The 12,478-nt window shown below is 70.5% G+C and carries 11 protein-coding genes; 4 read left to right on the top strand and 7 right to left on the bottom strand.

Going from position 1 to position 12,478, the window contains the following annotated elements; all coding sequences use genetic code 11:
- Window positions 1–4: 4 nt before the first annotated feature.
- The 5 genes from K7396_RS07700 to K7396_RS07720 form a co-directional block, all read right to left on the bottom strand.
- Window positions 5–1,081, bottom strand: coding sequence for an LLM class flavin-dependent oxidoreductase (locus K7396_RS07700; protein ID WP_223659757.1), 1,077 nt, complete (start codon window positions 1,079–1,081; stop codon window positions 5–7).
- A complete protein-coding gene (locus K7396_RS07705; RefSeq protein WP_086716085.1) occupies window positions 1,078–2,658 on the bottom strand; it encodes an amino acid adenylation domain-containing protein in 1,581 nt (526 codons plus the stop codon). The genes K7396_RS07700 and K7396_RS07705 overlap by 4 nt, the downstream gene beginning before the upstream one ends.
- Window positions 2,655–4,679, bottom strand: a complete 2,025-nt coding sequence (locus K7396_RS07710) for a beta-ketoacyl [acyl carrier protein] synthase domain-containing protein (protein WP_086716083.1) — start codon at window positions 4,677–4,679, stop codon at window positions 2,655–2,657. The genes K7396_RS07705 and K7396_RS07710 overlap by 4 nt, the downstream gene beginning before the upstream one ends.
- 17 nt (window positions 4,680–4,696) lie before the next feature.
- Window positions 4,697–4,978 (bottom strand): acyl carrier protein, encoded by a 282-nt coding sequence (locus K7396_RS07715; RefSeq protein WP_158101091.1) that lies wholly within the window; start codon window positions 4,976–4,978, stop codon window positions 4,697–4,699.
- A gap of 254 nt (window positions 4,979–5,232) precedes the next feature.
- Window positions 5,233–6,564 (bottom strand): MFS transporter, encoded by a 1,332-nt coding sequence (locus tag K7396_RS07720; protein ID WP_086716079.1) that lies wholly within the window; start codon window positions 6,562–6,564, stop codon window positions 5,233–5,235.
- Window positions 6,565–6,632: 68 nt separating this feature from the next.
- Between K7396_RS07720 and K7396_RS07725 the strand changes: the two genes are divergently transcribed.
- Entirely contained in the window at window positions 6,633–7,139 is a 507-nt protein-coding gene (locus K7396_RS07725) for a MarR family winged helix-turn-helix transcriptional regulator (protein ID WP_086716077.1), read from the top strand.
- A 56-nt stretch (window positions 7,140–7,195) separates the two neighbouring features.
- Here K7396_RS07725 and K7396_RS07730 read toward each other — a convergent pair whose 3' ends face one another.
- Entirely contained in the window at window positions 7,196–8,125 is a 930-nt protein-coding gene (locus tag K7396_RS07730; RefSeq protein WP_263295829.1) for a ParB/RepB/Spo0J family partition protein, read from the bottom strand.
- Between the two features lie 265 nt (window positions 8,126–8,390).
- Here K7396_RS07730 and K7396_RS07735 point away from each other — a divergent pair, with 265 nt between their 5' ends.
- Window positions 8,391–9,632, top strand: coding sequence for a helix-turn-helix domain-containing protein (locus K7396_RS07735; RefSeq protein WP_170314257.1), 1,242 nt, complete (start codon window positions 8,391–8,393; stop codon window positions 9,630–9,632).
- A 128-nt stretch (window positions 9,633–9,760) separates the two neighbouring features.
- Here K7396_RS07735 and K7396_RS07740 read toward each other — a convergent pair whose 3' ends face one another.
- Entirely contained in the window at window positions 9,761–10,678 is a 918-nt protein-coding gene (locus K7396_RS07740) for a ScbA/BarX family gamma-butyrolactone biosynthesis protein (RefSeq protein ID WP_086719160.1), read from the bottom strand.
- A 284-nt stretch (window positions 10,679–10,962) separates the two neighbouring features.
- Between K7396_RS07740 and K7396_RS07745 the strand changes: the two genes are divergently transcribed.
- Together K7396_RS07745 and K7396_RS07750 are read left to right on the top strand one after the other, a co-directional pair.
- Complete coding sequence (locus tag K7396_RS07745) at window positions 10,963–11,619, top strand: ScbR family autoregulator-binding transcription factor (protein ID WP_174886841.1); 657 nt, start codon at window positions 10,963–10,965, stop codon at window positions 11,617–11,619.
- A gap of 152 nt (window positions 11,620–11,771) precedes the next feature.
- Window positions 11,772–12,470: a haloacid dehalogenase-like hydrolase gene (locus K7396_RS07750; protein ID WP_086719141.1), complete on the top strand. Its 699-nt coding sequence runs from the start codon at window positions 11,772–11,774 to the stop codon at window positions 12,468–12,470.
- Window positions 12,471–12,478 lie beyond the last annotated feature (8 nt).

Genomic DNA, 12,478 nt, shown 5'->3' on the forward strand with positions numbered 1-12,478 from the left:
CGGGTCACTCCGTGTCGTCGAGGCTGAGGCGGCGCAGCCGGTCCAAGTGGTCGAGGCTGTCGAGGACGTCCTGGGCGGGCAGGCCGAAATCGATGAGGCAGGCGATCTCGTCGACGCCGATCGAGCGCAGCCGCCGGACCACCGCGCGGCACTTGTCGACACCGCCGAGCAGGCCGCCGTCGTCGTAGTAGCGGTCGAAGGCCCGCTCGACGAGGAAGTCAATGTCCTTCTCGCGCAGCTTCGACGGGTCGATCTTGCGGGCGCCGCCCAGCTGCGAGCCGTTGAGGATGAGCCCGAGCGAGCTGCGCAGGTACGCGGAGAGGGGCGCGCGGACCAGTTCGCGGGCCGCGTCGTCGTCCTCGGCGAGGAAGGTGTGCACCATGAGGGCCACGTGGCCGGGCCGGCCGTCCGCGCCCGGGCGTTCGGCGTAGGCCTTGCGGTACCGGGCGATCTTCTCGGCGAGTTCGTCGAGGTCCTGGCCGAGCAGGTGCGTGAGCAGGCCGTATCCGCCGGTGCCGGCCTCCTGCACGGTGCGGGCATCGCCGCCGCTGGTGATCCACACCGGCAGCTCGGGCTGGACCGGCGGCGGGAAGATGCGCACGCTGGCCTCGTCACCGGTGCCGCCGGTGACGGTCATCGGCTCGCCGCGCCAGAGCTTGCGGACCTGTTCCGCCTGCTCGAAGAGGCCCGCCTTGCGGTTCTCGTACGCGCCGGGGTTGAGGCAGAAGTCCGTGGCGTGCCAGCCGGAGGCGACGGAGATGCCGACCCGGCCGCCGGAGATGTTGTCGACGACCGACCACTCCTCGGCGATGCGCAGGGGGTGGTGCAGGGGGGCCACGACGCTGCCCGCGCGAATCTGGACGCGTTCGGTGACGGCGGCGATGGCCGCGCTGGTCACCGACGGGTTGGGGTAGGTGCCTCCGAAGGGGTGGAAGTGCCGTTCGGGCGTCCAGACCGCAGTGAAGCCGTTGCGGTCGGCGAACTTGGCGCCTTCCATGAGGAGTTCGTAGCGGTTGCCACCACCGTCGCCGACGCTGTCGTTGGCGAAGTAGAAGAGACTGAAGTCCACGGTCGTGCTCACTTGCCTTCCTGCGTCGCACGTTCGGCGAGCATCCGGATCAGGGCGGGTCGGTCGGCCTTCCCACTGGCGTTCAGGGGCAGTGCGGCCAGGTGCTCGTATCGCTGCGGCACCATGTGCACCGGGAGTTTCTTGCGCAGCCAGGACTTCAGTTCCTTGAGGTCCGGCTCGCCGGGACCGGTGACGAAGGCGACGACGCCGGCGGCGGGGCCCTGCGGGGGGACCACGACGACGGCCTGGTCGATGCCGGGGTGGCGGCGCAGCGCGGTCTCGATCTCGCCGAGCTCCACACGGTAGCCGCGGATCTTGACCTGGTTGTCGAGCCGTCCCAGGTGCACCCAGGTGCCGTTCTCCAGGCGGACCCGGTCCCCGGTGCGGTAGTAGTGCGCGTCGGTCAGCTCACCGGTGCCGTCGTGGACCGTGGCAACGGGGCCGTCGGGGGTCTCCTGGACGGACAGGAACCGGCCCGCATTGTCCGCCGGGTCGTAGTAGCCGGCGAACCGCTGGGAGCCGCGCACCACGAGCTCGCCGTCCTCGGCCGGGCGGCCGTCCTCGTCCAGGACGAGCCACTCCAGGAAGGGGTAGACCGGGCCGATCGGCACCGTGTCGTTGGAGGTGGACGGCCACTGCTCCGGGTCGGCGGGGAGCTCGTAACCGGTGCAGGCAACGGTGAGTTCGGTGGGGCCATAGACGTTACCCAGCACCGCGCCGGGCGCGATCCGACGCCAGGCGGCGGCCTGGTCGAGGGTGAGCTGTTCGCCGATGAAGAGGCTGTAGCGCAGCGTATCCGAGACGCCGGTGAACAGCTTGCCGAGGCTGCGGCTGACCGACACCACCGAGGGGACCGAGAACCAGTGGGTGATCCCGCGGTCGATGATGTGGTCGACCGGCGCGAGCAGTTCGGTGCGCTGGGGCACGACGAGGGTCGCGCCCGCGGCCCAGGTCACGAAGAGGTCAAAGACCGAGGGGTCGAAGGTGAGGTCGAAGGTGTGCGACACACGGTCGCCGGGCCGCACGTCGTAGCGCTCCATGGAGTACGCGACGTAGGCGGAGGCGTTGCGGTGCCGGATGGGCACACCCTTGGGGCGGCCTGTGGAGCCGGAGGTGAACAGCAGGTAGGCCACGTCGTCCAGGTCGCCCTGATAGGCGGGCAGGGAGCCACCGGCCTTGCCCTCGACCACGTCGGCGGCGGTCAGCGCGATCGCCCGGTGCCCCTCCCAGCCCTCGGGCCGGTCGAGCTGTGCCGCGCCGGACTCGTCGGCGATGACCATGTCGATCTTGGCGAGGTCGCAGGTGGCCTGGTTGCGGGTGATTGGGAAGCGCGCGTTGAGCGGGGTCACGACCGCGCCCAGGCGCAGCGCGGCCAGGTAGCCCGCGTAGGCGACGTGGCTGCGCATCGCGAGCAGCGCGACGCGCTCGGGGGCCCGGCCGTGCTCGCGGATCAGGAGTTCGGCCAGGGCCTCGGCCTGGTCGTGCAGCTCGCGGTAGGTGTACGAGGCGTCCTGGACCTCGATCGCGGTGTGGTCGGGGTACCGGTCCACCGCCTCCTGGAACCAGGAGTAGAGGGTACGGGCGGTCATACGGGGTCTCCTTGGGCTGGGTGCGGGCAGGAGCCGTCGCCCGGCGGCGGGGGCACGGCCTCCCGCCCGGAGGACTCGGGGAAACGGTCGAGGGCCCAGTAGCGCTCGCGCGGGAAGGGATAGGTGGGCAGGGGCACGCGCCGGCCGCGGGAGCCGGAGAGGGCGGCCCAGTCGACGTCGACGCCGTGCAGCCAGGCCTCGTGGGCCAGTTCCTCGACGGCGTCGGCCACGTCCGCGGGCCGGGCCGGCAGGTGAACCACCGGGCCGGTGCGCGTGCCCGCGTCGAGGCCCTCGCCCACGAGAACGGCGAAGGCCTTGTCGGGCACGTCGGCGACGGCGTCGTGCAGGGCGCTGCGGCGCGGGAAGGCGGCGGCGAGCAGGTCGAGGAGTTCCCCGGTTTCCGAGGCGCCGGGGGCGACGACCACGGCGAGCCGCTGCCCGGAGGCGGCACGGCGGCAGCGTACGGCCGGGTCCGTGGCGTCACGCAGGGCGGCGGCGAGGCGGGCCGAGCTGTCGTGGGGGGCACCGGCGGGGACGGTCACCACGCGCCGTGCGGGGAACGCGCGGCGGCCCACCCGCAGGGTGTGGGCGAAGTCGCCCGGGGGGATGTCGCCGGACTCGGCGGCGTCGGCCAGCCGCCGTGCCACAGCGTCCAGTTCGACGTCGTTGCGAGCCGACAGGGCGAGCCGTACGACGGGCCGTTCCGGGGCCGCGGGGCGCTCCGGCGCAGGCGGTGCGGCAACCACGGCGACGGCGTTGTTGCCGCCGAAGCCGATGTTGTTGACCAGCGCGAACCGCTCGGTCCCGGCAAGCGTCCCGGGCTCCGTCGTCACGTGGAACGGGCTCTTCGCGAAAGCCTCGGGCTCCCGGGGCGACGCGAAGAGCGGATGAGGCACGAGGCAGCCGGTGCGGACCACGTGGACGGCGCTGAGCAGTCCCGCAAGTCCGGAAGCGGGCCCGGTGTGCCCGATGTTGGCCTTGACCGAACCGAGCGCGATGCGCCCGGCCGGCACCCCCGGGCCCAGGCCCACGGTGAGCCCGCGGATCTCCAGGCGGTCCCCGATGGGCGTGCCGACGCCGTGTCCCTCGACGTAGTCGATCTGTTCGCCGCGGACCCCGGCCGTCTCCAGGGCCCGGCCCACGACGCCGGCGATACCTGCGGCGCTGGGCACGGTGAAGCCGGCGCGGTCGGCGCCGTGGTTACCGACGGCCGTGCCGCGCAGGACCGCGAGCACCGGGTCGCCGTCGGCCAGCGCGTCCGGGAGTCTGCGCAGCGCCACGGCGGCGACGCCCGAACTGTAGAAGGTGCCCGTGGACTTCGCGTCGTACGAGCGGCAGTAGCCGTCCACGGACAGGCTGCCGTCCGGACGCTGCCGGTAGCCGGTCTCCGGTTCGAGGACCGTCGCGCCGCCGGCCAGCGCGAGGTCGCACTCGCCCGCGAGCAGGTTCAGCACCGCCTGGTGCACGGAGTACAGGGCCGAGGCGCAGGCCGCCTGGACGCCGACGGTGGGCCCGCGCAGCCCCAGCTTGTAGGCCACGCGGGCGGGCATGAAGTCCCCGAGGCCGCCGAGGTGCAGCGGCACGTCGCTGAGCGCCGTCGGCCAACCTTCCTGCTGCGCCGTCGCGGCCAGCAAGCGTGCCGAATACGGCCCCGCGTGACTGCCGGCGAACACGCCGGTGGCACTCCCGGAGCGGGCGCCGTGCCCCGCGGACTCCAGGGCCTCCCAGCACACTTCGAGGAAGAGGCGCTGCTGCGGGTCGACGGCTTCGGCCTCCGCCCGGGAGTAACCGAAGAACTCCCCGGCGAAGTCGGCGGGCGCGCCCAGCCGGGCGGCTTTCCGGACGTACGCGGGATCGGCCCAGGTCTCCGGCTCCACCCCGGCGGCGAGCAGGTCCTCGTCGGAGAGCTCACGCACGGAGACGGTGCCCTGGTCCAGGTTGCGCCAGAACTCGTACGGATGCGACGCGTCGGGGAATCGGCACCCGGCGCCGATGACGGCGATGTCGGTGTCGCGGCTCACGCCTTCGCTGCCCTGTCTCAGCGGCCGCTGGAGAGCAGCCGGCCACTTCCCTCGTCCGCGGCGTCACCGGCGAGGAACTCGGTCTGAGCCTCCACGGTGGCGTGGTCGAAGAGTTCGGCGGCCTCGATCTCACGTCCTGCCAGGCGGTTCACGCGCTCCAGGAGAACGATGAAGAGCAGGGAGTCGCCGCCGGCCTCGAAGAAGTTCTCGTCGACCGGGACATCCTCCGGGTCCTGGTCGAGCACCTCGGCCCAGATCAGCCGTATCTGCTCCTGAAGGTCGTGCGTGGCAGTGCCCATGGGGTTCCTTTCGGGGCGTGCCCGTCCGCGCCCGGGCACCGGTCGTCGGTGTCCCAGGCGGTTCATGAGGTGAGCGCTCCGCCGGTGCGGAGCCCGCGGACGGGCGGAGGAAGCGTCAGTGGTCGGTGGCGGCCCGGCTCGCGCACGGTGTGCGCTCCACCTGGCGAGGGCGCCGGGGCCGACCGTGGGACCCATCCTCCGAACCGGGATTTACCCCGTCAAGAAATGTCTGTCGAACGGACGTTGCTGCCGTGTCAGGCGAGGGAGCCCGCGCCCTTCCCTCCACTCTGGACGGTCCTGGCCTCGGGCACTGCCCCTGTTTCCGGGGCTTCCACGGGCGCGGACCGGGCCTGTGCCGCATAGTCCAGCCGGAGCCCGCGGACACCGGGAACCGCGGCCGTGCCCACGCAGACCACCGCGACCAGGACGGCCGCGGCGGCGAACGGCACCCGCTCGCCCCACAGCGACAGGGCGACCGGCGCCAGGATCACGCCGAGCGGCTGCGCGGCCAGCGAGACCAGCCAGTCGTAGGAGCTGACCCGGGCGAGCGCGCTCTGCGGGATGACCGCCTGGACGGTGGAGTCCCAGGTGGGGTTGAGGAAGCCGAGGGCGGCAAGGGCGATGCCGTAGCCGGTCGCCAGGAGCAGGACGGGGGCGCCGGCGGCGAACAGCGTGAGCGGCAGCGCGTAGCTGGCCAGGGCGATGTTGCCGACGAGCACCGGCCGCTTCGGGCGGGCCCAGCCCGACACGAGCGAGCCGAGGAGGAGGCCGACGCCGCCCGCCTGGGTCACCGCAACCCAGGAGCCCTCGCCGCCGAGCCGCTTCACGGCGATGAGCGGACCGAGCGTGAGCAGGATATTGGCGACGAAGTTCCAGACGGCATGCGCGATGAGGCTGGTCCAGTACCAGTCCCGGGCCCGCACCTCCGTGAACCCCTCGATCAGGTCGGCCCGGATGGAGCGGCGCTCAGCAGGACCGGCAGAGGCCCCCTCCGTCGCCTCTGCGCCTTTGTCCAGGCGTATCAGGAGCATCAGGGTGGCGCTGATGCCGAAGGCGGTCGCATCGGCGACGAAGACCCAGCCGAAGCCGACTGCGAAGATCAGGGCGCCGGCGAGGGCAGGGCCCGCCAGCAGGGAGACGCTCTTGGCCACACCCATCAGGGAATTGGCCTTGATCCGCTGGCCGCCGGAAGCGGGCACGGTCTTGGTGACCAGGGGCGAGAGGTTGGACAGGCCGACCGCCGACGCCGCCCCCGCTACCACCTGGGCCACGGCGATGAGCGCGATGCTGGGGTTGTCACCCAGCAGCTCCACGGCCACCACCGCCTGGGTGACCATGCGCGTGAGATCCGCGACGAGGGCGACCTTGCGGGTGTCGAACCGGTCGGCGACCGCGCCGGCGACCGGCAGCAGCACGAGCCTGGTGCCAAGGGCGCACCCGAGCACCACCGCGAGCATGGTGGCGGAGCCGGTGACCTCGACGACGGCCAGGCTCAACGCGGTGGGCACTAGGGCGTCGCTCAGCGTGGACATGGTCCGGCTGACGAACAGCAGCCGGAAGTTGCGGAGGCGCAAGGGGTGGGTCATGACGGGAGATTAATTCGACATCGCAATATTCGGCAACGTACTTTATGGCGACGAAGTAAAATGTATTCATGACCGAGCGCGACTCCGTGGACGAACACGTCACCCGCTGGCGGCGGATCCTGCCGTCACTCGACCCCGTGGTGGAGGGCACGGTGACCCGGATGTCCTTGCTGGTCCAACACTTGGGCCGGGCCAGGGAGGCCGCACTCGCCGAACACGGCCTGCAGAGCTTCGAGTACCTGACACTGCGCGCCCTGTCCGGCCGCGGTGGCCGGGCCACCCCCTCGGAGCTCGTGGCCGAACTGCGGCTCTCCCCCTCGGCGATGACCAGCCGCCTCGACGGCCTGGAGCGGCGCGCGTTCGTCCGACGCTCGGCGTCCGTGACGGACCGCCGCAAGGTGACCGTCGAGCTCACCCCCGCCGGGCAGGCCGCCTGGCAGTCCGCTCTGGAGACCGAGGGCCGCGAGGAGCACCGCATCCTGCGGGCCCTCGACCCGGCCGAACAGGGACTCCTCGCGGACCTGCTGCGCCGCGTCCTGCTCGAAGCCGAACGCGGGCCGCGCTCCAGCGCGTGATCACATGACGACGCCCGGCGGGCACGGTCCCGGCGGACACCGTGCCGAAAGTGCCGTCAGCCCGCGCGCTGCGCGTCCTCCTGCTCCTGCGGGCGGGAGAGTTCCCGGGCGAACCGCTCCCACTCCTCGGCGTAGCACTGGGCCAGATCGGCGACCGTGACCGCGCAGTGCGGCGGCACGGCGGCCAGCAGCCGCTCGCCTGCTTCGATATCCAGAGCCCGCGCGCTCAGCCACCGCACCAGCGCACGCCCCGGTTCGGTCAGCCGGAGCGAGGGGTCGCTCGCCAGACTGCGCAGCGCCGTCACCCGATTGCGGCCCACGTCGGGATCTCTGCGCACCCCCGCCACGGTGGACCGGGTCCCGCGTTTGTCGGTCCGGCTCACTCCGGCCGACTCCGGCTGCTCACCGCCGCGCATGCGCCGGGAGACGTCGTGGGCGGTGCTGACGGAGATCCCTGCGAAGGCGGCCACCTCGCGCAACGGGACCCCGGGGCGTTCGGCCAGCAGGGTCCGGGCGATCTCCCGGCGCAGGGCCGGGTCGGCCGGGCGGGCACGGCCGTCCTGCCCGACGCGCGTGTTCGGCTGAGGAATATCCTCGGTCGAGCGCCTGCGGGCCGCCCCCACAGTCTTCGGGGACAGGTCCGTGATCCGGGCGATCGCCCGGTCCGACCAGGCGGGGTGCATCCGCAGGATCCGCTCGGCCGCGAGCTTGCGGTCCTTGAGGGTCAGCGGCAGGCCGTGGGTGATGTTCGCCCTGACGGCCTGGATGAAGACCTCGTCGGCCGGGCCGTCGAGGTAGCGGACCGCGATATCGCGCTCGCCCCGTAGCACCGCCGCCTGTAACCGGTGCATGCCGTCGATCACTTGGCGCGTGGCACGGTGCACGAGGATCGGGTCGAAGCCCCGGGGCGACTCGGCGAGGGCCTGGACGTGGTCCGGATCGATGCCGCCGGCCCGGGGTGAGTCGCCGTCCTTGAGGCTGCTCACCGGGACCCTGATCACCGGGCGCGGCACGCCCCGCAATCCTGGCCCGGGCACCACCGACATGTCCTTCGTCTCTGTGGGCGTCTTCGACAACGCAGGCTCCCCCTATTTTCTTCGCGTGCGGCAGTACCGCCCACACGCATCCCCTGTTCTCCTTAGCGAAAGATCATTTGCCAGACTTGTCAAGCCTTGGCCAACTCCGCCGATCAGAGCCGAACGCGGTCCGCTCCCCTGTGCCCGCCGCCCCGCCCGTGACACCATGACGGCCATGCGGCAGCGACAGATGTTTCTCCTGGAGCAGCCGGGGTTCGGGGCCCGGCTACGGGAGATCAGGCAGGCTCGCGGCATGCTGCAGTCGGAGCTGACCGGCCCGGGCATGTCACCGGCCTATCTCTCACGCCTCGAGTCCGGCAACCGGCCTCCGACGGAACGGGCCCTCGCGTACCTCAGCGACAAACTCGGCGTTCCCGCCGAGATCTTCCGCCGGGACGATCCCGACGAAGCCGCACAGCAGCTCGCGGTGGCGCTCTCCAGCAGCGCCACCGAGGACATCGACATCGTGCCGCTGCTGCTGCGCAGCCTGGAACGGCCCGGCGCGATGGACCCCGCCCTGCGCTGGCAGGCACTGTGGATCCTCGCCGAGACCTACAGCGCTCAGGAGGACCGGGACCAGGAACAGTCCGTCCTCCGGGACCTCGTCGCACTCGGCACCGCCATCGGCAACCCCCGCCTCGAGGTCCGCGGCCGGACCCGGCTCGCCCGCTGCCTGCGGGACGGCGGCCGGCTCCGGGAAGCACTGGGCGCCGCGCGCGACGCCCACGCGCTCGCCGTCGCCGCGGCCATGCCACCGCCGGACACAGCCCGCGCGCTCCTGGCCCTCGTCCTGCTGGAGGCCGACACGGGGCGGCACAACGAAGCCGCCTCCCACACGGAGGAGTTGCTGGCCCTCACGGCAGCACTGCCCCTGCGGCTGGGCGCCGAGGCCCTGTGTACGGCAAGCACGGTACGTGTCCGCCAGAAACGGCACGCGGAAGCCGTCCGGCTGCTCGAACAGGCCCTGGAACGGCTCGATCCCGGCGCGGGCCCGCACTCCGGGGACATCCTGCCCTGGCTGCGGCTGCGGTTGGCCGCGGCGTGGCTGTTCCTCCAGATGCCCCCGCGCGGCCCGGCCGAGGCCGGGCGCCGACTGCGCGAGGCCGCTCCTGTCGTCGACCTGCTGGGCAACGCCGCCTGCCGCCGCGAGTTCCTGCTGCTCCGCTCGTATCTCGCCTTCCACCAGGGCGATCACACCACCGCGCGCGAACTGTGCGACCGCGTCGGCGAGGACGGCGGGCGCCTCGCCTTCCGGGACCGAATCCGCCTCCGGGCGCTGCGCAGCCAGCTGGCTCTCTTCCACGAGCACGGCGAGCGCAGCGTGGAGCTGACCGGCCTGGCGCGCCAGGCCGAGCGGGCGGGCGACGTCCGCCTCACGGCCGAGGATCGGCGCTCGGCCGTCCTGCCGACGCGGTAGCCGGTTCCGCACTGACGTTCTCGGACGGGCCTGGGGCACGCCGCCGTTGCACAGCAGATTCGGTGCATTGCCACGGGTGTACGCCCACGCCTCTCGCACGCAGCCCGGGTTACCTGGTGTACGGCGCATCACGGGGCAGATGCGAGTGTGACCGTGCAGGTAAAGAGCTCTTCTCCGTGCTGAACGGCGTCGACGCCCACTGGCTGCCCGTCGTCGAGCGGCAGTTCGCACCTGGATTGAATCCAGCACGGAGCATCCAGCTCTACGTAGCGCCGGAAGACGGCATCGAGTCCGACCGCCACCGTTGGTCTCGGGTGCGCCGCTTCGTGGGCGGACTGGCGTGCAGCCTCGAGCAGGAGCATGCCAGGGACATGGTCGACCGGATGATCGAAGAGAACACGATGCGAGAGGTCCGCGCGCAACCGGCTGCAGTTGGGCGAGTCAGTCGTCGACAGAACGACGTCCGCCAGTTGTTCGCGGGAGACTCGCTGGGGAGCTGTCGGAGGTACGGCAGGTATGGCCCGGCTTGTGGCCCAGTCGATGTCCGCATATCTGCGACGCAACCGCTTGTAGATTGCCGGCGGATGATTGCGGAAGCCTAACTCCGCCGTGCCGAGCGGCAAGCCCTCGCGGAACATGTCGACTCGCATGGTGAGCGAAGCCAGCCCTCCCGTTCGACGGATGACGTCGGTGCAGGCGATGCGCAGCTCGATTTCAGCAGTGGACCCGTCGCTCTCCAGAGCTGTGGGATCGAGGTTCTGGCGGTAGTAGCCCCATGACTGCTTGTGCCCGAACGGCACACCGTATGCGACATGACTGAGCAGTGGTACCGCCTGCCGGATCGACTCCGCACCGAGCAGCGGGTCGAACAGGCCATGCACAGGATGGTAAAAGCCGTGGTCGATGGGCCAGCGTGCAGTGACAAGAAAAGTGTCCGGGCCGCTCGCTCTGCACCCGGTGAGGAGGACCTCGGACTCATCCTCCTTGTGCACGTACTCCCTGGGCACGCGCGAAGCGACGGAAGCCAGCACTGCACTGGGATCCATGGTGAGCAACTGAATTCCCCCTTGTGACAGCGGAAGGACCTCACGCCCTGGGACGTCGAGGTGCTGCGATGCTGTGCACCACAACATAAAGAGTGCTCGTTTTGTTTTGGGTAAGGTGAAGGTAAAAAGATCTTTGAGTGAGGCCACGTGCCGGGCCAGAGGGGTGCGTGCGACCTGCCGATGACCGGCTCCACCCCTGGTGGCAGCCGAGTTGGTGCGTGCAGCCCCCGCGACTTGCCAGCAGTAACATAACGAGCGTTTCATCTGAACTAAGGAGGCCGGCCGTGGGGTCAGCCAGGCAAGAGCGGGCGATACTGACACGCAAGGCGCTCATTCGCGCGGCGGCGGAGGTGTTCGATGAGAGCGGCTTCGCCGGCGCCAGCATCAGTCGCATCCTTCAGCGTGCGGGGATGACGGCAGGAGCCTTGTACTTCCACTTCAGCTCCAAGGAAGACCTTGCCAAGGCCGTGATGAACGCTCAGCCCGGCACGATCGTGCCGTTGCTCGACTCGGAGGGGCTCCAGCAGTTGGTCGACATCACGTTGATCTGGGCCCGCCGCCTGCAGACCGACCCGCTGCTGCGTGCGGGAGTCCGGCTCACAGGGGAGCAGGAAACCTTCGGAATGCGCGACTCCACCCCCTATCAAGAGTGGAGTCAAGTGATGGAAGAGTGTTTGCGGGTTGCCCAGCACAAGGGCGAGCTGCAGGCGGGCGTTGAACCGTGGGAGCTTGCCGAGTTGCTCGTCGAGTCCTGTACCGGCATGCAGATGTATGCGGCTGCCAAGAGTTGCCGAGCGGATCTTCCGGACCGCGTGGTCCGCATGTGGCGACTTTTGCTGCCAGGCGTCGCCGTGCCGGCCGTGGTTGCCCGAACCGAAGTGAATCCCACCCGTGCCATGCCGATCGGTGAGGCGGTGGCCCCGGCGGGGCCCTCTGACTGACACTCCTCCGCCACCTCATCGTGACCGCCCCCTGCTGGTCGTACGGGCAACGGCAAGTAGTCTTCGCCGAGTTGAGCCCGCTGCCTCATGGCATGTCCGGCTCGGCAGCGCCATACAGGCGCGGTTCCTATCACCGCAGGGGGAAGCAGCACATGGCACCTATGCTCAGCCGGCTGCGCTTAGCCGCAGTCAACATCGACGGCGTCGTACTCAACGACACCTTCAGCCCGGTCATCCACCGATTCCTGGTCAGCAGGGGGTGTGCGTACACCGCCGAGGTGGAACGCAGCATCTTCTCGCAGCCACGAAGCGTCGCGGGCCGGATCCTCGCCCAGGCGATCGACGAACCCGTCACACCTGAAGATGCGTTAGATCTGTACTTCAGGGAGCGTGCGCACTACCTGGAGACCCATCCGGTGAGGCTCAACGGTGGGGCGGTGGAACTTCTGGAGCGGCTGCGTGGGTTGGGGCTCCAGATCATTTGCTATGGCGGCCTGGCCAAGGACCACTTCGACGAGTTTCTCAGAGCGTACGCCGACCTCTTCGACAACCCCGGGTACATCTGCACTGACACGTTCCGGCCCGGCATCCAGGAGATCATCACGGAGTACTTCGGCTTCACGTACGACGAGGCCGTCTTCATCGACGACGTGGCGAACGTGGGCCTGGCGGCCAAGGAGCTCAATGTGCCGTTCATCGGCCACCCCACCAACTTCGAGTACAGCTTTCAGCCGCGGTTGATGCGCGAGATCGGCGTGCGGCACGTGGTTGAATCCCTGCACGCCGTCGACGAGGGCCTACTGCACAGGGTGGACCGGGAGGCAGCCCTCGGCAGCGTCTGGAGGGCCTGACGTGCTGA

This window comes from Streptomyces angustmyceticus, assembly GCF_019933235.1.
Lineage (GTDB): Bacteria > Actinomycetota > Actinomycetes > Streptomycetales > Streptomycetaceae > Streptomyces > Streptomyces angustmyceticus.

Coding starts and splice junctions, on each gene's coding strand:
- K7396_RS07705 (WP_086716085.1), bottom strand. CDS start 2,658: ATGACCGCCCGTACCCTCTACTCCTGGTTCCAGGAGGCGGTGGACCGG.
- K7396_RS07715 (WP_158101091.1), bottom strand. CDS start 4,978: ATGGGCACTGCCACGCACGACCTTCAGGAGCAGATACGGCTGATCTGG.
- K7396_RS07720 (WP_086716079.1), bottom strand. CDS start 6,564: ATGACCCACCCCTTGCGCCTCCGCAACTTCCGGCTGCTGTTCGTCAGC.
- K7396_RS07725 (WP_086716077.1), top strand. CDS start 6,633: ATGACCGAGCGCGACTCCGTGGACGAACACGTCACCCGCTGGCGGCGG.
- K7396_RS07735 (WP_170314257.1), top strand. CDS start 8,391: ATGCGGCAGCGACAGATGTTTCTCCTGGAGCAGCCGGGGTTCGGGGCC.
- K7396_RS07740 (WP_086719160.1), bottom strand. CDS start 10,678: ATGGATCCCAGTGCAGTGCTGGCTTCCGTCGCTTCGCGCGTGCCCAGG.
- K7396_RS07750 (WP_086719141.1), top strand. CDS start 11,772: ATGGCACCTATGCTCAGCCGGCTGCGCTTAGCCGCAGTCAACATCGAC.